Raw genomic sequence first — 20,004 nt, 5'->3', positions numbered from 1 at the left:
TCCTGTCACGCCCGCCGCGCCGGTCGCCGGCCGCCACGCGCGGACGTGACGTCCGCTATGCCGAGCGCAACTCCACGAGACTGATCTGCGGCTCCGCCCCGACCCGGACCGGCGGCCCCCAGAAGCCGGCGCCGTTCGTCACGTAGACCTTGGTGCCGTCGACCTCGCCGAGGCCACTGACCACCGGCTGCGCCAGCCGGACGACCAGGTTGAACGGCACCACCTGCCCACCGTGGGTGTGACCGGACAGTTGCAGGTCGACGTCGTACCGGGCGGCCTCGACCGCTGCCAGCGGCTGGTGGGCGAGCAGCACCACCGGACGGCTCGGGTCGCGGTCGCCGAGAGCGGCGGCGAAGTCGGGCCCGGCGGCGAGGCCGCTGCCCCCGGTGGCGTCCAGGTCGTTCACGCCGGCCAGGTCGAGCACGCCGCCCCGGGCCCGGATCTCCTGCCGCTGGTTCTGCAGCACCCGCAGGCCGAGCCGGTCGACCTCCTGGACCCACTCCTCCACGCCGGAGTAGTACTCGTGGTTGCCGGTGACGAAGAAGCTGCCGTACCGGGAGCGCAGGTCACGCAGCGGCGCGGCGGCCGGGCCGAGTTCGGCGACCGAGCCGTCGACCAGGTCGCCGACCACCGCGACCAGGTCGGCGTCGAGCCGGTTGATCGCGGCGACGATCCGCTCGGTGTGTGCCCGGCCGCGCAGTGGACCGAGGTGGATGTCGGAGACGGTAGCGATGCGCAGGCCGTCCATGCTGCGGGGGAGCTTGGCGAGGGGGATCTGCACCCGGTCGAGGCGGGGCGGGCCGAGGGCGGTTCGCACGCCGTACCCGGTGATGCCCGTTGCGGTGAGGCCGGCGAAGATGGCCGCCCCACGGGCCAGCAGCAGCCGGCGGGCCGGGTCGTGGTCCGGGGCCGTGACGGCGTCGGCCGCAGGCGGCTCGGGCGGCCCGGCGGCGCCGACGAGCACCGGCTCGGGCGCGGCGGTGGTCGGCTCGGCGGTGGCGAGCCGGCGGCGCAGCACGAGACGGGTGACGAACATCGGCACTTCGAGGACGGCGAGTACCACGAGCAGGTAGAACATCAGGGCGAGCCAGAGGTAGCCCGGCCAGGCGAGCCAGTAGAGCCCGGCCTGCGTCCCGATGAGGGTGGCCGGCACGAGCAGCGCCAGCACCAGGGCGGCGATCCCACCGACCCGCCGCCAACGGCCCGGGTTGGTGGTGTCCCGAACGAGCCGCTTCCACAGGTAGAGGTGGATGAGCCCGGTGGTCAGCGCCAGGACGCCCACGAATCCCAGAACCGCCAACATGTGCGCCTCCTCAGCCGCCCGCGAACGGGGGCAGAACGTCGATCGTGGCCCCGGCCGGCAGGGGTGCTTCACGATCATGACAGGTGACGCCATCGACCAGGAAACTCGCCGCTCGCAGCACGGCGGCGAGGCGATCGCCGTGTCGCCGCACCAGCTCGGCGGTGAGGTCGTCGAGCGACCGGCCGGCGGGCAGGACCTCCTCGGCGTGCCCGACAGCGGCACGGGCACCCGCGAAGTAGCGGACGGTCAGTGGGGTCACGCCTCAGCCCCCGATCGCGGACATCGGCCGGGTCGGTTGAAGGAAGGTCGGGTCGTCGATGCCGTGCCCGGCGCGCTTGCCCCGCATCGCGACGCGCCAGCGTCGGGCCAACTCGTCGTCGTCCGCGCCGGTGCGCAGCGCCGCGCGCAGGTCGGACTCCTCGGTGGCGAAGAGGCAGGCGCGGACCTGGCCGTCCGCCGTCAGCCGGGTGCGGTCGCAGTCGCCGCAGAAGGGTCGGGTGACGCTGGCGATCACGCCAACCCGGGCGGGACCCCCGTCGACGAGCCAGGTCTCGGCCGGTGCCGCGCCGCGCTCGGTCGGGTCGGGGCTGAGATCGAAGACGGTACGCAGAGAGGCCAGGATCTCCTCGGCGGTGACCATGGTGTCGCGGTCCCAGCCGTGCTGAGCGTCCAACGGCATCTGCTCGATGATCCGCAACTGGTAGTCGTGATCGACGGCGAAGCGGAGCAGGGCGGGCGCCTCGTCCTCGTTGACACCGCGCATCAGCACAGAATTGATCTTCACGGGTTTGAGCCCGGCGGCGGCCGCCCCGGCGAGCCCGGCCAGCACCGCGTCGAGGCGGGGACGGCGGGTGAGGCGGGTGAACCGGTCCGGGTCCAGGGTGTCCAGTGAGACGTTCACCCGATCCAGGCCGGCCGTGCCCAGCGCCGGGGCCAGCCGGTCGAGCCCGATGCCGTTGGTGGTCAGCGAGACCCGGGGGCGGGGGCGCAAGGCGGCCACCGCGGCCACGATGCCGACCAGGCCGGGCCGGATCAGCGGCTCGCCGCCGGTGAACCGCACCTCGGTCACACCGAGCCGCTCGACGGCCACCCGGACCAGCCGGACGATCTCCTCGTCGGTCAGCAGATCCGGGCCGGCCAGCCAGGGCAGCCCTTCCGCAGGCATGCAGTAGGTGCAGCGCAGGTTGCACTTGTCGGTGAGGGACACGCGCAGGTCACGGGCGACGCGGCCGTACCGGTCGACGAGGACGCCATCGGTCCCCGGGGCGGCGCTCACCTGTCGACCGTAGCGCGTTCGACCCGAACGGGGACGGCGCGGGCGGCCTGAAGGACCGCGTCTCGGTAGCCGCCGCCGAAGAGCGCGGTGTGCACGAGCAGCAGATGCAGTTGATGCAGCGGCACCCGCTCGCGCCACCCGTCCGGCAGCGGCCAACTCTCTTGATAGGCGGCCAGCATCCGGTCCAGGTAGGGGATGCCGCCGAAGAGAGCGAGCTGGGCCAGATCCGTCTCCCGATGCCCGCCGTGCGCCGCCGGGTCGATCAGCCAGGCCCGGTCGGCGGCGCCCCAGAGCACGTTGCCCGGCCACAGGTCGCCGTGGACGCGCGCCGGTGGCTCGTCGCCGCCGAGCCCGTCGAGCCGATCGATCACCTGCTCGACCAGGGTGGCGTCGGCGTTGGTCAGCGCGCCACCGTCGACCGAGCGTCGCAGGTAGGGGACGAGGCGTCGCTCGGCGAACCACGTCGACCACGGCCCGTCGGTGGGGGTGTTGTCCTGGGGGAGCGACCCGATGAAACCCGGCCAGGCCGCACCGAAGGTGGTTGCGCCCGCCCGGTGCAGGTCGGCCAACTCCCGGCCGAAGCGGTCCGCGGCCTCCGGCGTCGGCTCGCCGGGCTCCACCCAGTCGAGCGCGAGCAGGCCCGGCAATGCCACGATCACCTCGGGTACGCCGATCGCCCCGGCCTCCCGCAGCCAGCGCAGCCCGGCCGCCTCGGCGGCGAAGAAGCCCTCCGGCGCCTGCCGGCCGGCCCCCTCGGGCCAGGACTTGGCGAAGACGGAGTGGCCGTCGTCGAGGGTGAGGCGGGCGGCGGCGCAGATGTGCCCACCGGCGACCGGCGTCTCCCGGATCCGCTGGTGGGTCCGGAAGGTCGGCAGGTGTGCCGGGTGCGCGCGCAGGTACGCCAGGTCCATCAGCGCACGGTAACCGCTCCCTGTGACGCCACGGTGCCGCCCGAGGAGATCGGGCCTCTTTCGGCACTCGTGGATAAGCGGTGAGCAGCATAAACACGTTCAGTAACTGTGGATAAACCGCGTGTCATCCACAGGGGCTGTTGAGGCCGGGCAGAGCCGCCGCAGGCTTCCGACATGACCTCGACCGACCGCCCCCAGCTCGCCGTCCGCTCGCCCGCCGACCTGATCGCCGCAGTGCCGTACCTGCTCGGCTTCCATCCCACCGACAGCGTGGTCGCGGTGGCGTTGCGCGGGCGGCAGATCATCTTCGCCGCTCGCGCGGACCTCCCCGACCCGTCGGCTGATCTGGTCGAGCGGGCCCGGCACCTGGTCGGCGTGATCAGTCGGCAGGGCGCGGAGGCCGCCACCGTGGTCGGTTACGGACCACCCGATCGGGTGACGCCGACCGTGGACGCGGTGCGCGCCGCACTGACCGCCGCCGGGTTGGAGGTGCTCGACGCGCTGCGGGTGACCGAGGGCCGGTGGTGGTCCTACCTCTGCACCGAGCCCGACTGCTGCCCGCCCGAGGGCCGGCGTTACGACCCGTCCGCCAACCCGGTGACCGCCTCGGCGGTCTTCGCCGGCCAGGTCGCGCTCCCCGACCGGGCCGCCCTCGTGGCGCAGGTGGCACCGGTGGACGGCCCGGCCCGGGACGCGCTACGGGCCGCCACCGCCCGCGCCGAGCTGCGCCTGGCCGAGCTGCTGGAGCAGGCGCCGTCGAGCGACCTGCTCGGCAGCCGGACGACGTGCGCCGCCGGGGTCGCGGCGGTCCGCGAGGCCCAGCGTCGGCAGCGCCGCGGTGAGCGGCTCGACGACGACGAGGTGGCCTGGTTGAGCCTGCTGATGGTCCACCTGCCGATCCGCGATCACGCCTGGGAACGCACCGACGGTCGGGACCGGGACATCGCCCTCTGGACCGACGTGCTGCGCCGGGCCGAGCCGAAGCTGGCCGCCGCGCCCGGCACGCTGCTGGCGTTCGCGGCCTGGCGCGCCGGCCAGGGGGCGTTGGCGGCGGTGGCGCTGGAGCGCACGCTGAGCCAGCACCCGGACTACACGCTCGCCGTGCTGCTGGACGACATGCTCCGGCGTGGCGTGCCCCCGTCCGAGCTGGACGGCTGGCCGTCGGTCGGAATGCCAGGGGTCGTCCGTCCGCGCAAGCGGGGGCGACGTGGCCGCCGCTGACGAGCCAGCCTCCGGTCGCCGCCGCTTTCCTCTCGGCTTCCTGAAAGTCGGGGTATCACCGCTACCCGGACACCCCGGTATCAACAAAACCGAGTCGATCAACGGTCCGCGCGCATGACCTCCGTCGAACGATGTACGCGTTTCTCCTGATCGCGGCCGACTCGGCGGGGCGGGCGCCGGTCGACAATGATCGAGTGACCCCCGAACTGCTGCTCTCGCTGGCCGGGCTGGCGTTGATCGACAGCACCAGCATCGGCACCCTCTTCATCCCGATCTGGCTGCTGCTCGCCCCCGGGCCGGTCAACGCCCGGCGGATCCTGGGCTACCTCGCCACCATCGCGGCGTTCTACCTCGCGGTGGGGCTGCTGCTGGTGTGGGGCGGCAGCAGGTTGGCGGACGCGCTGGGCGGTGCCCTGGACAACCGGGCTGTGCTCTGGGCGCAACTCGTCCTGGGCGTGGCGATGCTGGCGCTCAGCTTTCGCTACGACGGCAAACGGCGTCCCCGTGGCGGTGGTGTGCTGCGGTGGCGGGACCGGGCCACCGCCGGCGACTCCTCGGCCCGCTGGCTGGCCGGGCTCGCGTTGCTCGCCGCGCTCGCCGAGGTGGCGACCATGCTTCCGTACCTCGGTGCCGTGGGTCTGTTGGCCACCTCGGGGGTCGGCGCGGTGGCCGTGGTGGCGCTGCTCGCCGGATACTGCCTGGTCATGGTGTTGCCGGCGGTGGTGTTGCTGGCTGCCAGGGTGGCCCGTCCGGCTCTGGTCGAGCCGGTGCTGGCCCGCCTGAACGCCTGGATCGTCGCGAAGGCTGGCGGCGCGTTGGGCTGGATCCTCGGCATCGCCGGCTTCCTGATCGCCCGCGACGCCGCCGCGCGGCTGGAGCTGATCGACCTGATCGGTCGCTGAGCGTCAGGCCGGCTGTTCCAGTGTGATCCGGTGCGGCCCGGTGTAGACGTTCATGGTCCGGCCGCGCAGGAAACCGACGAGCGTCATCCCCGCCTCGTCGGCCAGTTCGGCGGCGAGCGTGCTCGGTGCGGACACCGCGGCCAGCAGCGGCAACCCGGCCATCCACGCCTTCTGGGTCAGCTCGAAGCTGGCCCGGCCGGAGACCAGCAGCAGGTGCCCGGCCAGTGGCAGCCGACGTTCGCGCACCGCCCAGCCGATCACCTTGTCCACCGCGTTGTGCCGGCCCACGTCCTCCCGCAGCACCACCAGCTCTCCGTCGGGGGTGAACAGACCGGCCGCGTGCAGCCCGCCGGTCCGGTCGAAACCACGCTGGGCGGCACGCAGTCGGTCGGGCAGTTCGGCGAGGAGCGCGGCCGGCACGCTGAGCGGATCGGCGGCGACCGGGAACAGGGACCGGGTGCGGATGGCGTCGATGCTGGCCTTGCCGCAGACGCCGCAGGAACTTGTCGTGTAGAAGTTCCGGGACGGGTCGGCGGTCGGTTCCGGCACGCCCGGGGCGAGGGTCACGTCCACCACGTTGTACGTGTTCGGTGTCTCCGCGCCAGCACAGAGCTGCGCGGTCAACACGTCGTCGGTCGACCGGATCAACCCCTCGGTCAGCAGGAACCCGATGGCCAGATCGAGGTCGTCACCGGGGGTACGCATGGTCACGGCGAGGGGCTTTCGCCGGCCGGGGCCGGCCGCGCCGACCCGGATCTCCAGCGGTTCCTCCACCGCGAGTGTGTCCTGTCGACGAATGGACCCGCGCCCGACGGTCGCCGCGTCCAGGTCGATCCGAAGTACGCCCCGCCGATCTGTTGCCCGTCCCATCCCGTCATCCTCCACCTCCCGCCGGCACGCCCGCACGGCCACCGGGTAGCCGGCACCCGGGCGCGGCGCCAACGGGGGTCGACACGGCTACCGTGACGGGGTGGTCACGTATGCCGCAGTGGTGCTCGCAGGTGGGTCCGCCCGACGGATGGGCGGGGTGGACAAGCCCGCGCTCCCGGTCGGTGGCCGGCCGATGCGTGCCCGGGTGCTGGCCGCCGTCAGCGACGCCAGCCCACGGGTGCTCGTCGGTCCGGTCGACGTCTTCCCGGAGGGCGTGCGGGTCACCCGGGAGGACCCGCCGGGCGGGGGTCCGGTCGCCGCGGCGGCTGCCGGGCTGGCGCTGCTCGATCCGGACACCGCGGTTGTCGCGCTGCTCGCCGCCGACCTGCCGCTGCTCACTCGCGCCGCGATCGGCGACCTGCTGACCCACCTCGCCGGGGAGACGGCCGACGGCGGCCCGGTCGGGAGCGGACGGCCGGACGGCGCGTGCTTCGTCGACGGGAACGGGCGGCGGCAGTCGCTCTGCGGTGTCTGGCGGGTCGCGGCGCTGCGAGCCGGGTTGGACCGACTAACCGCCGAGCGGGGCGGCAGCCTGTCCGGAGCCCCGGTCCGGGCGCTGCTGGCCGGGCTCGTCGTGCGGGAGGTCCCCTGGTCCGGCGACGGCCCACCGCCGTGGTTCGACTGCGACACTGACGAGGACGTACGCCGGGCGGAGGAGTGGACGCGATGACGGTGATGGACGACTGGGTGACGGCGGCGTGCACCGAGCTGGAGCTGGACCCCGCCGGGGTGCCCGTGCCGGCGGTGCTGGACCTGGCTCGCGACGTCGCCCACCAGGTGCTGCGGCCGGGCGCGCCGGTCACCGCGTACCTGCTGGGGCTTGCGGTCGGCCGGGGTGCCGACCCGGCGGACGCCGCAGCCCGGCTCAGCGCCCTGGCCGGCACCTGGCCGGTCGACCTGGGCGCGGATCCCGCGAACCCGACGGCCCCCTGACCGCCCGTTGTCCGATCCCGGTCCGGGCTGACGGGGCACTCAAGCGGCGTGGGTAGGGTGATCGTGACGGACGGAGGCGATCATGACGGCTGACCACCCCTCGGCGCCGCTCGATGACCTACCCGGCGCTACGACTGAGCCGGCGGAATCGATCCTGCTCGACGAACCCAGCACGACCGACCTGCGGGCGAAGGTGACCGAGGCCTGGCAGGAGTTCGCCCGTGCGCTCGCCCTCCGGCTGCGGGAGCTTCCCGTCGGCGCGCACCTGGAGGTGACCCTGGACCCGACCGCCTCCGGCACCGGGGACGCCGTCTACTCGGTCAGCGTGGACGTACGCGACGGCGGCGGGTTGTCCGCGCGGGCGGTCGGAAACGCCACGCTGCCGGCGGGCTACCGGCTGGACCGCGGTGCGGTGGCGGAGATGGTCGCGCTCGGCTGGTCGCCGCCCGGGGTGGTCGCCGGCTCCGGCGGCTTCTTCGGGTTGGACGACCGGACGAGCGAGTCGACCCGGATCGCCGCGCTGCTCTCCCGGACGCTGCGTGACGTCTACGGCGCCCCGCACCCGGCGTTCCTCGTCTACCTGGTGCAGGACGGCGAGGGTGAGCCGCTGGCCGTGGACCCGTTGGGCACGGCGCGCAGCGAGTTCGGCCCGGACGCCGACGTCGAGGCCGACCTGGAGGAGGCGCTGGCCGAGGCGGCCTCCGCGCAGGTCGAGCGGGAAGACGTGCTCGACCTGGCCGATCGGGTCCGGACCGTCGTCTCCACGATGCTGAAGTCGGACACGGACCGGTTGCAGGTCGACTCGGACGGCGACATCACCATCCGGGCCGGCTCGGCGATGGTCTTCGTGCGGGTGCGCGACAATCCCCCGCTGGTGGACGTGTTCTCGCCGGTGCTCACCGAGGTGGAGCCGACCGAGCGGCTCTACGTCCGGCTTTCCGAGTTGACGAACCGGATGCCGATCGGCCGCCTCTACTGCGCCGACGACACGGTCTGGGCGTCCATCCCGGTCTTCGGCCGCAACTTCCAGGCCACGCACCTCATGCTGGCGGTGCAGGTGATGACCGGTCTGGCCGACGAGTTGGACGACCGGCTGCACGGCGAGTTCGGCGGCAAGCGGTTCTTCGGTGAGGGCGACAAGCCGGTTCGGCGCGACGAGTCGGAGCACCGCACCGGCATGTATCTGTAGGGCCTGGTTTCAGAAGAACTGGCCGGCCGCCCTCATGAAACAGGCCCTAGAGTTCCAGCAGGGTCTTGCCGACCGTCGCGCGCGCCTCGATGGCGGCGTGCGCGTCGGCGGCGCGTTCCAGTGGGAACCGCTGGCCGATCAGCGGTCGTAGGCGGCCGGCCGCGGCGTCCGCCAGGGCCTGCCGGGTATACGCCCGCAGCCGCTCGGGTGGCGTGTTCGGCCGGACCAGGGTGACCTGCCGTGCCGTGGCGGCGTCCGGCGACACCGAGGACCACTCCCCGCTCGCCAAGCCGTAGCTGATCATGCGACCGCCGGGGTCCAGCAGGTCGAAGGCCGCTCGGGCCACCGCCCCGCCGACCCCGTCGAGCACCACGTCGACACCGCCGGTCGTGGCCCGGATGTGGTCGGCCCAGTCGAGTTGGAGGTAGTCGACGGCATGGTCGGCGCCGAGGCCGGGCAGCAGGCCCACCTTGCGCGGCCCACCGGCGACGCCGATCACCAGGGCGCCGGCCCGGGCGGCGAGCTGCACCAACAGGCTGCCGACGCCACCTGCGGCGGCTTCCACCAGCACCCGGTCGCCGGGGCGGACACCGACGGCCTCGATCAGCATGCTGGCGGTACGCCCGTCGGCCAGCAGTGCCACCGCCTCGTCCACGGCCAACCCGTCGGGCACCTCGATCGGCGCGGCGGCGTCCACCGCCGCGCGTTCGGCGTATCCGCCGGAGCCGCCGGTGGCGCTGACCACCGGCCGCCCGATCAGTGCCGGGTCGACGTCCGGGCCGACGGCGGCGATCACCCCGCCCACGCCGTTGCCGGGAATCAGGGGTGGGGTGACCGCAAACGGCCCGGGGCGGCCGGAACGCTGCTGCGTCTCGACGAACGTGATGTTCGCGTACGCGACGTCGATCAGCACCTGGCCGGGGCCGGGCGTCGGGTCGGTCGCGGGGCCGGGCACCAGCACCTCGGGTCCACCGAACTCACGTAACCAGACCGCCCGCATTCCATCCCCCTCGGCTGCGGTGGGCGGCACGCCCACGCTTCCGACCACTCCATCTCCTCAACCGGGGTTGAGGTCAAGCGGTACGGGGGGACGGGCCGACACCGGGGGACTCGGCCAGCCGGGACAGCACGATCGTGCTGCGGGTCGAGGTCACGAAGGACTCGGCGCGCAACCGTTCCAGCGCCGCCTCCAGGTGGGCGATGTCGGCGGCGCGCAGGTGCACGAGCGCGTCCGCCTCCCCGGAGACGGTGTACGCGCCGACCACCTCCGGGTGCCGCCGGGCGGCCACGCCGATCTGCGCCGGGGTGGTCCGGCCGGCGCAGAACAGCTCGACGAACGCCTCAGTGGTCCAGCCGACGGCGGCCGGGTCAACGACGGCCGTGAATCCCCTGATCACCCCGGTGGCCCGCAGTCGGTCGACGCGACGCTTGACGGCCGGGGCGGAGAGTGAAACGCGGGTGCCGATGTCGGCGTACGACGCCCGGGCGTCCGCGACGAGTAACGCAATGATCCGCTGGTCTACCGCGTCTATCTGCAACGTTCCGCCTCTGAGAAGCAACGGTTGTGGCTGTTACCAAAGTTCCACGGTACCTACTGTTGGTGACCGTGAACCAGCAGCGAGTCCCGCGAAAGCGGACATATCTCATGTGCCCGCCCGCGCACTTCGCGGTCGAGTACGCGATCAACCCGTGGATGGACGTGACCACCCCGGTCGACCGGGACCTGGCCGTCAAACAGTGGGACCGGCTGCGCGAGACGCTTGTCAGCCTCGGTCACGAGGTGCACCTGCTGACGCCCGAGCAGGGACTCCCGGACCTGGTCTACGCCGCCAACGGCGCCTTCGTGGTGGACGGCGGCGTCTACGGCGCCCGGTTCAAGCACGAGCAGCGGGCCGCCGAGGCCGCGATCCACCACGCCTTCTACGAGTCGCAGGGCTGGCGGTTCGTCGCGCCGAGCGAGACCAACGAGGGCGAGGGTGACTTCGCGTACGTGCCGGAGGCGCACGGCGGCCTGATCCTCGCCGGGCACGGCTTCCGCACCGAACTGCCGGCGCACGCCGAGGCGCAGGAGGCGCTGGGCCGCCCGGTGGTGTCGCTGCGCCTGGTCGACCCCCGCTTCTACCACCTGGACGTGGCGCTGGCGGCCATCGACGACTCGAACGTCGTCTACTTCCCCGGCGCGTTCTCGGCGGCCAGCCAGCGGGTGCTCACCCAACTGTTCCCGGAGGCGGTGATCGCCGACGACGAGGACGCTCTGGCCTTCGGGCTGAACCTGGTCAGCGACGGCGCGAACGTGGTGCTCAACAGCGAGGCGACCCGGTTGGCCGGCAAGCTGAAGGCGGCCGGTTACACCCCGGTCCCCGTCGAGCTGGCCGAGCTGAAGAAGGGCGGCGGCAGTGTGAAGTGCTGCATCGCCGAGCTGCGGCACTGATCGGTGAATGCTCCGGGGCCGGTCTCCCAGTGGGAGACCGGCCCCGAGTCGTGCCGCGGGTGGGCGTTCAGCCGAGCGTCGCCAGCTCGTTGATCAGCACGTTCGACATGACCTGGCCGTCGCGCTGCACCTCCCGCAGGTACCACTTCTGCTGGGGGGTACGCGGCTGGTTGAACTGCCAGATGCCGCGCGGGCTGTCGATCTGGCCGATCCGGCCGAGCGCCAGGTTGACCTGCTGCGGGTTGGGTGAGCCGCCGGTCAACTGGATCGCCTGGTCGAGCACCTGCGCCGCGTCGTACGACGCCATCGCGTACGTGGTGGGGGTGACCTGGTACTTCTTGCGGTACGCCGAGGCGAAGACCCGGTTCGACGTGTTGTTCAGGTCGGCCGAGTAGTTCAGCGCGGTCTGGATGCCCAGCGCGTTGTCCTTGAGGCTTTCCAGCACGTTGCCCTCGGTGAGGAAGCCGGGCGCGTAGACCGGCCCGCGGAACTTCTCCCGCAACTGCTTGATGAACTCCACGGCGGCCGCGCCGGCGAAGTTGCAGAAGACCGCCGAGGGCTCCTTGGTCAGCGCCCTGGTGATGTCGGCGGTGTAGGTGGTCTTGCCGGGGTTGGGGTTGGCGCTGGTGTAGGTGACCGGGTCGCTGATGCGCGGGTCGGTGAGGCCGAACTCCTGCCGGAAGCCACGCACCACGTCCGGGCTGCCGACGTTCTCCGGCATGATGATCGCGACGCGGCCGTTGGTCGGCAGTTGGTCACGCAGGTAGCGGCCCAGCGCCTTGCCGGCCTCGTCCAGCACGTACGACGTCCGCCAGATGTAGAAGACGCTCTGCAGGCTGCTCGGCGAGGCGTTGGAGCCGATCAGCGGGACCTTGGCCTGCTCGACGGTGTCGCGGATGCCGACCATCACCGCCGAGTTGACCACGCCGGTGAGCGCCAGCACGCCCTGCTTGAGCAGCCCGTCGACGGCGGCCTTGCCGGTCTTCGCGGTGTCGCCCTCGTCGGCGGTCAGCAGCTCCACCGGGTGGCCGCCCAGCCGCTTGTCGTGCAGGTCGAGGAAGAGCTGGAAGCCGTTGGTGATGTCATCGCCGATGCTCTTGAGGCCGCCGGCCTGGGGCGTGATCAGCCCGATCTTGATCGGGCCGCGGTTCACGGTCGGCTGGGCGTCTGTGTCGGAGCCACACCCCGCGACGAACCCGGTGGTACCGAGCGCGGCCAACAGTTGGAGCGCGCGCCTGCGATTCATCTGTGACACCGAGTTCCTTCCAAGGAGCGTTGCAGGGCTGAACTCCGCCCTCCGGCGTTCTACCTGGTCCGCGACGCTGCGTCAATGGCTAGTGATCAACGTGCAGGGACCGCAACGAATCAAGGACCTGAGGCCACGCGGCGGACTCCGGGTCGATCAGCCCGAAATGCTCGCATCCGAGCAGTTCCAGAAGGGAGATATCGGATCCTGCGGCGGTTGCTGCCGCCACAAATCCCCGGCTCATCTCCACCGGGACCTGCTGATCCTCGGAGCCGTGCAGAACTACCGTGCGTGTTCGGGTGGGTACCAACAATCGTGGATCCGTCACCGCGTACCGGTCCGGAACCTCGGCCGGGCCGCCGCCGAGCAACGCGGCCACCGCGCCCGCGTCCAGGTCCCGCCGGTACGCCTCGACCAGGTCGGCCACCGGCGCCAGGGCGAGCACCCCACCCACCATCGCCGGGGCGGTGGCCGCGACGTACAGCGCCAGGTGGCCGCCGGCGGAGTGCCCGACCAGAATCGGCGCGTCCCCGCTGACCCGGCGGGGCAACGCCTCGGCGGCCAGTACGGGCAGCTCGGCCACCCCGGTCAGCACGTCGGTGAATGTGCCCGGCCAACCACCTCCCGGCTGCCCCGTCCGCCGGTACTCCAGCTGTGCCACCGGGAAGCCAGCCGCGGCGAGTGCGGCAGCCAGCGGGTCGGTGTGCCGCCGGTCGTACTCGTCCCGCCAGAAACCGCCGTGCAGGACGACGACAAGCGGCCCCGCCGGGACAGCTCGCGCCGGGAACCGCAGGTCGGCCACCTGGTCCGGGTGGTCGCCGTACGCCACCGTCCGGTCGGGCTCCGGTGCGGGCCGGGTCAACACGGCGCGCGGGTCGGCAGGCATGGCGCGACGGTAGCGCGCTCGCGCGGGTGGTTCGGGCCCGGTAGTCGGTCCCGGATGCCATGGGTCCCGTCCGCTGGGTAAAGATGGACCCCATGACCGAAGCGCGCTCAGCGGGACACGACGACGAGCCGGGCACCGACGACTCCGGCCACTCCGGCACTGTTGTGGTGGTCGGTCCGGACGGCCGGCCGATCGGGACGATGCAGACCGACGAGGGCCCGGGTGAGGACCCGACCCGCCTGGTCGAACAGCCGGCCAAGGTGATGCGGATCGGCAGCATGATCAAGCAGTTGCTGGAGGAGGTGAAAGCCGCACCTCTCGACGACGCGAGCCGCAACCGGATGCGGGAGATCCACGAGCGGTCGATCGTCGAGCTCAAGGAGGGCCTCGCCCCCGAGCTGCGCGACGAGTTGGAGCGCATCTCGCTGCCCTTCACCGAGGACAAGGCCCCCAGCGAGGGCGAGTTGCGGATCGCGCACGCCCAGCTCGTCGGTTGGCTGGAGGGCTTGTTCCACGGCATCCAGGCGGCCCTGGTGGCCCAGCAGATGGCCGCCCGGGTGCAACTGGAGCAGATGCGCGGCGGCCGGCAGGCGCTGCCCAGTGGTCCCGGCGGAATCGTCCCCGGGATGTCGGGCATCGGCCAACCGGGCGGCGGCGAGGGCCACAACACCGGCCAGTACCTCTGACCGGCTCAGTCCACCCCGAAGATCTTCTCCAGGTACGCCGCCACGCCGTCCTCGGTGTTCGCCGTCGTCACGTCGTCGGCGACCGCCAGGACGGCGCGGTGCGCGTTGGCCACCGCCACACCACGCCCGGCCCAGGTCAGCATCGGCACGTCGTTGGGCATGTCGCCGAAGGCCAGCACGTCCGCCGCGGCCACCCCGAGCTGGTCGCAGTACCAGGCCAGCCCTGCCGCCTTGGTCACCCCGGCCGCCGAGATCTCCACCAGCCCGGAGGACGACGAGTGGGTGGCCTCGGCCAACCCCGCCACCGCCGTGGCGATCAGCTCGGCGAAGGCATCCGGGTCCTGCTCGCCGGCTCGGGCGAGGAGCTTCACCGCTGGGACCGAGAGCAACTCCTCCGGCGTCTCGATCGGCCGGATGCCGTTGGCGTCGGCGTCCCAGCGCAGCGGGTAGTGCGCCTCGTGCCGCATCTCCCGGCTGTCCAGGATCTCCACGGCGAAGCTGATCCCGGGCACCTCGGCCCGTAGCCTGCGGGCCACCTCCGCCAGGTGGTGCGGGGCGAGCGGGTCAGCCCGCACCACCTCGTCCTCGAACGGGTCGTAGACGACCGCGCCGTTGGCGCAGACCGCCGGCAGCGGTCGGGCGAGCTGGTCGTACACCATCTTGAGCCAGCGGACCGGACGGCCGGTGACCAGGACGACAGGCGTGCCTCGCGCGGAGATCCGCGCGAGCAGGTCGGCGGTGCGTGGGCTGACGGTGTGGTCGTCGCGGATCAGCGTGCCGTCGATGTCGGTGGCGATGAGGCGGGGTGTGTCTCCCATTACCGGGACAGTAGCCGGTCCAGATACACCGCCACCCCGTCGTCGTCATTGCGCAGGGTCACCTCGTCGGCGGCGGCGCGCAGGGCGGGGTGCGCGTTGGCCACCGCCACCCGGGACCAACCGGCCCACTCGAACATCGGCAGGTCGTTGGGCATGTCGCCGAAGACCAGGACGTCGGCCGGGTCCACCCCGAGACTCTGTGCCACCACCGTCAGCCCGGTCGCCTTGTCCACGCCCGGCGGGCAGATCTCGATGAAGCCGAGCCCGGCCTGGGTGAGCGTGGCCACCTGCGGCGGGATGATCCGCCGGGCCACCGCCAGCAGTTCGTCCACGTGGTGGTCGGCGGTGCGGGCGAACGCCTTGATCACGTCGCAGGCGAGGCACTCGTCGCGAGTGCGGGCCTCGAACCGGTCCTGGTAGGGCCAGCTCTCGTGATAGTCGCCCCACAGCGGGGCGTCGTGCTCGTCGGACGCCTCGACCATCACCGTCAGCGGGCCGACCTCGGCCTCCAGGTCGGCGAGCAGCCGGGCCAGCACCTCGGCGGGCAGCCGCTCGTCGCGGAGCACCACGGGGCCGGCCGGGTCGCTCTGGTCGACCACCCGGCCGCCGCCGGCCATCACCAGGAAGTCGGCGGCCCGGATGTCGTTGCGGGTCAGCTCGGTCAGCCGAGGGCCGCGGCCGGTCGCGCCGACCACCGGAATTCCGGCGGCCCGCACCCGGTCGAGCACCCCATGGGTGTACGCGGAGACGGTGTCATCGCTGCGGACCAGTGTCCCGTCGAGGTCGGTCGCGATCAGCTTGGGCAGTCCCGGGCGGGTCATCGTTCCTCCTTCGCCCACCGCCGTCGCGCCTGCCGTCCCCTTCTGGTGAGGAGACCCTGGCGTCGTGGCGGGCAGCAACCGTACCTCGCGGAACGGGCCGCATCTCTGGCTTCCAGGCGAATCGAACGCGAACAACCGCCCCCCGCCCCCCGTTGAGGGCTGGGGTCAGGGCTGGGCGTCGGGATGGGCGAAGGGGGCGGCGGGGGTGACGGTCAGGTCGGCTGGGGCGGGTGGGCCGTACTCGACCGGGTCGGGGTTGCGGCGGCGGCGCCAGGGTCGCGATGCTGGCGCGTCGGCGGGCCGGTCCTCGTCCGGTGGCCCGGCGAACGCGCCAGGGGATGCGGCGGGCGACAGCCGCAGGGCAACCGCGAACAGCACGCACGCGGCGATCGCCATCACCACACCGCGGCCGTACTCGGCTCGGAATCCATCCTGCGGCGAGTAGAAGAAACTGCGCTGAGCGGGGTTGTCGAGGGTGGTCGCGGCGGCGACCAGCAGCGCCAGCAGGGCACCGGCGAGGGTGAGGCCGGCGAGCCGGGCGTTCGGCCGCACGGCCGCCGTGCCCCGCAGGGCCAGCGCCACGGTGCAGAGGAGACCGAGGAGCCCGACCAGGTAGCCGACGCCGAAGCCGCCGACCTCGGAAACGCCGACCGGCACCTCGATCGTGCTCTCACCGTCCGGTCCGCTGTTCGGGAGGCTCATCACCAGCCATTCGCCCACAAGCGAGGCGACCCCGGCCACCGCGCCCAGACCGGCGAGCAGCAGAGGCAGGCGAGGGTCCTGCGCGAGGCCGCCCAGGGACAGGCCGAAGCGGCGTCGTGGAGCCGGGTCGACGGCACCCCACTCGATCACGGCCGGCCCGTCGGACCGGTCGCCCTGCCGCGGGATCGGAAGCTCGTCGGGCATCGGCCATCCTTCCGCCGGTCACGGACCTGGTCGCATCATGACACAGCCAGCCCGTGGTGACCGGGATCGCACGGTAGGCGTCCGTGCCGGTCGGTCGCTCGGCGGTCACCTTTCCGCTAGCGTTCTCCTCATGCCTATCCGTACCGCTTCAGCACAATGGCAGGGCAATCTCACCGAGGGTGCCGGCACCGTCCGCACCGGTAAGGGCGGCCTGTCCGGCAACTACTCCTTCAAGTCGCGCTTCGAGGAGGGCGAGGGCACCAACCCCGAGGAGCTGATCGCCGCCGCGCACGCCGGCTGCTTCTCGATGGCGTTCTCGAAGGCGCTCGCCGACGCCGGCTCGACGGCCACGTCGGTCGAGACCACCGCCAAGGTCCACCTGGACAAGACCGACGCCGGCATGACCGTTACCCGGATCGACCTGGAGACCGTCGGCCAGGTCCCGGGCATCGACGACGCGGAGTTCCAGAAGCTCGCCGAGGCCGCCAAGGCCAACTGCCCGATCTCCCGCCTGCTCTCGCCGGGTGCCGAGATCACCCTCAGCGCGCGCCTGGCCTCCTGAGCGGTCGACCCACAAACAGCCCGGTCGACCCACGACCGCTCGTTCACGGACAGAGCATCCGCCCATCCCTGGGCGGTCTGCTCTCTCCGTGAGCCTGCGGAGCCGGCCAACGGCACGTCACGAGGGACCCGCCGGGTCCGGCATCGGGCAGAATGGGTGGCGTGCCGGTGGAGATGACCCGTGAGCGCTTCGAGGAGCTGGTTGGCGACGCCCTCGACGAGGTGCCCGAGGAACTGCTCGGCCTGATGAGCAACGTGGTCATCCTCGTCGAGGACGACCCGCCGCAGGGCGAGGCGGACCTGCTCGGCCTCTACGAGGGCCACGCCCTCACCAGCCGCGGCTGGGACTACTCGGGGGTGTTGCCGGACCGGATCTTCATCTACCGGCGCCCGATCCTGCGGATCTGCGACAACGACGACGACGTCGTCGACGAGGTCGCGGTGACCGTCGTGCACGAGATCGCCCACCACTTCGGCATCGATGACGAACGGCTGCACGCGCTCGGCTGGGGCTGAGCCCACCGGCGGCGGCGCGGTCGCCGCTTGGCCGATGGCCCGTGGTTGCCCTGGTCGCCTACCTTCGGTGCAGCGAACGCAACCCTGTCAGGAGGCACCCTTTCATGCGCAGTGAGCTGTTCTCCGCCGAGAACCTGGAGAAGGAGTCCGCGCAGCCCGGCATGCGGCTGCAGAACTCCAAGATGTTGAAGATCGAACTCAACGGCGAGGCGATGGCCCGGGTCGGGTCGATGGTCGCCTACCAGGGCAATGTGCAGTTCCAGGCGCTGGGCTCGGGCGGGCTCGGCAAGTTCCTCAAGCAGAAGCTCACCGGCGAGGGCGTCCCTCTGATGAAGGTCTCCGGCCACGGTGACGTCTTCCTCGCCGAACTCGCCAAGGACGTGCACATCATCGACCTGGAGCCGGGCGACGCCCTCTCCATCAACGGCTCCAGCGTGCTCGCCTTCGACTCGACCCTCCAGTACGACATCAGGATGGTCGGCGGCGCCGGGATGGCCTCGTCGTCCGGGCTGTTCAACTGTGTGTTCAGCGGCCACGGACGGATCGCCATCACCACCAAGGGCACCCCGGTCGTGCTCAACGTGGACGCCCCCACGTACGTCGACCCGCAGGCAGCGGTCTGCTGGTCGGCGAACCTCCAGACCGGCTACCACCGTGCCGAGCAGTTGGGCCTCGGCACGCTGCTGGGCCGACGCACCGGCGAGTCGTTCACGATGAGCTTCGCCGGCCAGGGCTTCGTGGTGGTGCAGCCGTCCGAGGAGCCGCCGATCATGGGCAGCGGCCAGCAGCAGCAGGAGGGCGGTCTGCTCGGCGGTCTGCTGAGCTGACCACCTGCTGAGCTGACCACTTCGGTGCGGGCGGCCCCCCAGGTGGAGGACGCCCGCGCCGGTCAGGTCAGCTCGCCCGTGCGCAGTCGGGCCAGCCAGGCCGCCGCGTCGACGTAGTCGAAGTCGGTGAGGCCCGCCGGCGCGGGCACCGGCCGATCGCCCGCTGCCTCGGCCCACCGGTGCCGGGGGTACGAGCCCAGGAAGCGCACGTCCGCGCAGACCCGGCGCAGCCCCTGCAACGCCTCGCCCAGTCGTACGTCGGCCACGTGCCCGGTGCAGTCCAGGAAGAAGACGTACCGGCCCAGCGCCTCCCCGGTGGGGCGGGACTCGATCCGGGTCAGGTTGATGCCCCGGACGGCCAACTCCATCAGCACGGACAGCAGCGCGCCGACCCGGTCGTGGGCGATGTAGACCGCGAGCGAGGTGAGGTCGTCGCCGGTCGACGGGGGGGGTGGCCCGGGACGGGACACCAGCGCGAACCGGGTCACCGCGTCCGGGTGATCGGCGATCTTGTCGGCGAGTGTCGCGAGCCGGTGCCGGGCCGCCCCGATCGGCGCGCAGATGGCCGCGTCGTACTCGCCGGCACCGGCGCCCGCCGCGGCGGCACCGTTGGAGAGCACGTCGACCACCACGGCGTCCGGCAGATGATCGCGCAGCCAGCCCCGGCACTGGGTGGAGGCCTGCGGATGGGCCGCCACGGTGCGGATCGAGGTCAGCGGAGTGTCGGGCCGCGCACCGAGCACGAACTCCACCGGCAGGATCACCTCTCGGGTGATCACCAACGGCTCGCCCTCGGCCATCTCGTCCAGGGTGACGCCCACCGCGCCGCCGATCGAGTTTTCCAGCGGCACCAGCGCCGCGTCGGCGTCGCCGGTCCGGACGCTGTCCAGCGCCTCCCCGACGCTGCGGGCAGGAGTACGGGTGCCGCGCTCGGCGGCGGGAAGTGTGCGCAGGGCCTGCTCGGCGAAGGTGCCCTCCGGCCCGAGGTAGACGAAGCGTGTCGGCGGTGTTCCCGGCATGTCGGTCAGCCTACGCACTCGGCCGCACGGCTGGACCGGCGTCGCAGGCGAGCGCTCGGATTCCGGCCGGGCCGGTGGCGCGTACCTCGATGGTGCAGACGTCGGTGCCGGCGGTGACGAGGGTCGGCGCGGTGGCCTGGCCGCGGGTGACCACCTGGAGTTCCTCGTGCCCGGTCACCTCCAGGACGGTGTACTGCCACTCGCCGGCGCAGAGCGGCCCGGTACGGACCTGGACCCGGACGTTGGCCGGGAGCACTCCGGCCCGGCCCCGCAGCAGTTGCACCACCCGCTGACCGGTCGGGCCGTTCCGGCAGGCCGTCGCGACCAGACCGGCGTCCGGAGTGGGCGTGACCGTGCCGGGTGGCGGCGCGCTGGCCGGCGGGGTGGTGGGTGGGGTGCTCGGGCCGGATGCCGTCGGGGCTGCGGTGCGGGTGGGCGCGGCCGTCGGTTCGGACAACTCGGGTGGGGCGCCACAGCCGGCGAGCACCGCGACGGCGAGCACCGCGAGCGCGACCGGTCGGACCTGGACCGTGGGCCGCGCGGGGGCGTGAACGGACGCCCGGTCGCGAGGCGCCGGTGGGAGGTGGGGCGTCGCCCGTGGTGGGGGAGACGAGGGGCGGGG

Annotated in this window: 24 protein-coding genes; 10 read left to right on the top strand and 14 right to left on the bottom strand. The window is 72.5% G+C overall.

Translation table 11 applies throughout. The annotated features are described in order from the left end of the window. Positions 1 to 55: 55 nt before the first annotated feature. From AB0O48_RS13190 to AB0O48_RS13175, 4 genes are read right to left on the bottom strand one after another with little or no spacing between them, the layout of a single operon-like run. Positions 56 to 1,303, bottom strand: a complete 1,248-nt coding sequence (locus AB0O48_RS13190; protein WP_357242857.1) for a metallophosphoesterase — start codon at positions 1,301 to 1,303, stop codon at positions 56 to 58. 10 nt (positions 1,304 to 1,313) lie between these two features. Then, a complete protein-coding gene (locus AB0O48_RS13185) occupies positions 1,314 to 1,562 on the bottom strand; it encodes a MoaD/ThiS family protein (RefSeq protein ID WP_357571574.1) in 249 nt (82 codons plus the stop codon). Between the two features lie 3 nt (positions 1,563 to 1,565). Further along, on the bottom strand, positions 1,566 to 2,579 hold the full coding sequence (gene moaA, locus AB0O48_RS13180) for a GTP 3',8-cyclase MoaA (RefSeq protein ID WP_365065385.1): 1,014 nt from the start codon (positions 2,577 to 2,579) through the stop codon (positions 1,566 to 1,568). After that, positions 2,576 to 3,490 (bottom strand): fructosamine kinase family protein, encoded by a 915-nt coding sequence (locus tag AB0O48_RS13175; protein ID WP_365065383.1) that lies wholly within the window; start codon positions 3,488 to 3,490, stop codon positions 2,576 to 2,578. The genes moaA and AB0O48_RS13175 overlap by 4 nt, the downstream gene beginning before the upstream one ends. Before the next feature lie 174 nt (positions 3,491 to 3,664). On the opposite strand from AB0O48_RS13175, the gene AB0O48_RS13170 reads away from it, so the two are divergent. Together AB0O48_RS13170 and AB0O48_RS13165 are read left to right on the top strand one after the other, a co-directional pair. Further along, on the top strand, positions 3,665 to 4,711 hold the full coding sequence (locus AB0O48_RS13170; RefSeq protein WP_365065380.1) for a DUF4192 domain-containing protein: 1,047 nt from the start codon (positions 3,665 to 3,667) through the stop codon (positions 4,709 to 4,711). 194 nt (positions 4,712 to 4,905) lie between these two features. Then, complete coding sequence (locus tag AB0O48_RS13165; RefSeq protein WP_357244048.1) at positions 4,906 to 5,613, top strand: GAP family protein; 708 nt, start codon at positions 4,906 to 4,908, stop codon at positions 5,611 to 5,613. Between the two features lie 3 nt (positions 5,614 to 5,616). Here the strand turns inward: AB0O48_RS13165 and fdhD are convergent, their stop codons facing one another. Beyond that, positions 5,617 to 6,483, bottom strand: a complete 867-nt coding sequence (gene fdhD, locus AB0O48_RS13160) for a formate dehydrogenase accessory sulfurtransferase FdhD (RefSeq protein ID WP_357242841.1) — start codon at positions 6,481 to 6,483, stop codon at positions 5,617 to 5,619. Positions 6,484 to 6,583: 100 nt separating this feature from the next. Between fdhD and AB0O48_RS13155 the strand changes: the two genes are divergently transcribed. The 3 genes from AB0O48_RS13155 to AB0O48_RS13145 all read left to right on the top strand — a co-directional run bounded on the left by AB0O48_RS13155 (position 6,584) and on the right by AB0O48_RS13145 (position 8,665). After that, the gene (locus AB0O48_RS13155) at positions 6,584 to 7,213 is read left to right on the top strand and encodes an NTP transferase domain-containing protein (RefSeq protein WP_357242838.1); all 630 of its coding nucleotides are present in this window, start codon (positions 6,584 to 6,586) and stop codon (positions 7,211 to 7,213) included. Then, positions 7,210 to 7,476: a DUF6457 domain-containing protein gene (locus tag AB0O48_RS13150; protein ID WP_357242835.1), complete on the top strand. Its 267-nt coding sequence runs from the start codon at positions 7,210 to 7,212 to the stop codon at positions 7,474 to 7,476. Before AB0O48_RS13155 ends, AB0O48_RS13150 begins: the two co-directional genes overlap by 4 nt. Positions 7,477 to 7,558: 82 nt before the next feature. Continuing rightward, a complete protein-coding gene (locus AB0O48_RS13145; protein WP_357242832.1) occupies positions 7,559 to 8,665 on the top strand; it encodes a hypothetical protein in 1,107 nt (368 codons plus the stop codon). Between the two features lie 46 nt (positions 8,666 to 8,711). Here AB0O48_RS13145 and AB0O48_RS13140 read toward each other — a convergent pair whose 3' ends face one another. Together AB0O48_RS13140 and AB0O48_RS13135 are read right to left on the bottom strand one after the other, a co-directional pair. Next, the gene (locus AB0O48_RS13140) at positions 8,712 to 9,713 is read right to left on the bottom strand and encodes a zinc-binding dehydrogenase (protein ID WP_365065373.1); all 1,002 of its coding nucleotides are present in this window, start codon (positions 9,711 to 9,713) and stop codon (positions 8,712 to 8,714) included. A 25-nt stretch (positions 9,714 to 9,738) separates the two neighbouring features. Beyond that, positions 9,739 to 10,203 (bottom strand): Lrp/AsnC family transcriptional regulator, encoded by a 465-nt coding sequence (locus tag AB0O48_RS13135; RefSeq protein ID WP_357065971.1) that lies wholly within the window; start codon positions 10,201 to 10,203, stop codon positions 9,739 to 9,741. A gap of 59 nt (positions 10,204 to 10,262) precedes the next feature. On the opposite strand from AB0O48_RS13135, the gene ddaH reads away from it, so the two are divergent. Continuing rightward, positions 10,263 to 11,096 carry a dimethylargininase gene (gene ddaH / locus AB0O48_RS13130; protein ID WP_357242826.1) on the top strand — a complete coding sequence of 278 codons (834 nt, stop codon included), beginning with the start codon at positions 10,263 to 10,265 and terminating at the stop codon, positions 11,094 to 11,096. Between the two features lie 67 nt (positions 11,097 to 11,163). On the opposite strand, the gene AB0O48_RS13125 is transcribed toward ddaH, so the two are convergent. Together AB0O48_RS13125 and AB0O48_RS13120 are read right to left on the bottom strand one after the other, a co-directional pair. After that, a complete protein-coding gene (locus AB0O48_RS13125) occupies positions 11,164 to 12,351 on the bottom strand; it encodes an ABC transporter substrate-binding protein (RefSeq protein WP_357242823.1) in 1,188 nt (395 codons plus the stop codon). Between the two features lie 79 nt (positions 12,352 to 12,430). Beyond that, on the bottom strand, positions 12,431 to 13,228 hold the full coding sequence (locus AB0O48_RS13120) for an alpha/beta hydrolase (RefSeq protein ID WP_365065368.1): 798 nt from the start codon (positions 13,226 to 13,228) through the stop codon (positions 12,431 to 12,433). 83 nt (positions 13,229 to 13,311) lie between these two features. On the opposite strand from AB0O48_RS13120, the gene AB0O48_RS13115 reads away from it, so the two are divergent. Then, on the top strand, positions 13,312 to 13,914 hold the full coding sequence (locus AB0O48_RS13115) for a bacterial proteasome activator family protein (protein WP_357242817.1): 603 nt from the start codon (positions 13,312 to 13,314) through the stop codon (positions 13,912 to 13,914). 5 nt (positions 13,915 to 13,919) lie between these two features. Here AB0O48_RS13115 and AB0O48_RS13110 read toward each other — a convergent pair whose 3' ends face one another. The 3 genes from AB0O48_RS13110 to AB0O48_RS13100 all read right to left on the bottom strand — a co-directional run bounded on the left by AB0O48_RS13110 (position 13,920) and on the right by AB0O48_RS13100 (position 16,459). Continuing rightward, a complete protein-coding gene (locus AB0O48_RS13110; RefSeq protein ID WP_210787440.1) occupies positions 13,920 to 14,732 on the bottom strand; it encodes an HAD family hydrolase in 813 nt (270 codons plus the stop codon). Then, positions 14,732 to 15,553, bottom strand: a complete 822-nt coding sequence (locus AB0O48_RS13105; RefSeq protein WP_357242813.1) for an HAD family hydrolase — start codon at positions 15,551 to 15,553, stop codon at positions 14,732 to 14,734. Before AB0O48_RS13105 ends, AB0O48_RS13110 begins: the two co-directional genes overlap by 1 nt. A 165-nt stretch (positions 15,554 to 15,718) precedes the next feature. After that, complete coding sequence (locus AB0O48_RS13100) at positions 15,719 to 16,459, bottom strand: hypothetical protein (RefSeq protein ID WP_357242810.1); 741 nt, start codon at positions 16,457 to 16,459, stop codon at positions 15,719 to 15,721. Positions 16,460 to 16,589: 130 nt separating this feature from the next. Between AB0O48_RS13100 and AB0O48_RS13095 the strand changes: the two genes are divergently transcribed. The 3 genes from AB0O48_RS13095 (at position 16,590) to AB0O48_RS13085 (ending at position 18,363) form a co-directional block, all read left to right on the top strand. Beyond that, complete coding sequence (locus AB0O48_RS13095) at positions 16,590 to 17,021, top strand: OsmC family protein (protein ID WP_110564777.1); 432 nt, start codon at positions 16,590 to 16,592, stop codon at positions 17,019 to 17,021. A 167-nt stretch (positions 17,022 to 17,188) separates the two neighbouring features. After that, a complete protein-coding gene (locus AB0O48_RS13090) occupies positions 17,189 to 17,536 on the top strand; it encodes a metallopeptidase family protein (protein WP_357244045.1) in 348 nt (115 codons plus the stop codon). Positions 17,537 to 17,640: 104 nt separating this feature from the next. Beyond that, positions 17,641 to 18,363: an AIM24 family protein gene (locus AB0O48_RS13085; protein WP_357377219.1), complete on the top strand. Its 723-nt coding sequence runs from the start codon at positions 17,641 to 17,643 to the stop codon at positions 18,361 to 18,363. 62 nt (positions 18,364 to 18,425) lie between these two features. Here AB0O48_RS13085 and pheA read toward each other — a convergent pair whose 3' ends face one another. Together pheA and AB0O48_RS13075 are read right to left on the bottom strand one after the other, a co-directional pair. Further along, positions 18,426 to 19,382 (bottom strand): prephenate dehydratase, encoded by a 957-nt coding sequence (gene pheA, locus AB0O48_RS13080; RefSeq protein WP_357242803.1) that lies wholly within the window; start codon positions 19,380 to 19,382, stop codon positions 18,426 to 18,428. 10 nt (positions 19,383 to 19,392) lie between these two features. Further along, positions 19,393 to 19,884 carry a hypothetical protein gene (locus AB0O48_RS13075; RefSeq protein WP_357244042.1) on the bottom strand — a complete coding sequence of 164 codons (492 nt, stop codon included), beginning with the start codon at positions 19,882 to 19,884 and terminating at the stop codon, positions 19,393 to 19,395. Positions 19,885 to 20,004: the final 120 nt, after the last annotated feature.

It is taken from the genome of Micromonospora sp. NPDC085948, assembly GCF_040686315.1.
In the GTDB taxonomy this organism is placed as follows: domain Bacteria; phylum Actinomycetota; class Actinomycetes; order Mycobacteriales; family Micromonosporaceae; genus Micromonospora.
The sequence above is the reverse complement of the archived record's forward strand: the minus strand, read 5'-3'. Positions and strand labels throughout refer to the sequence as shown.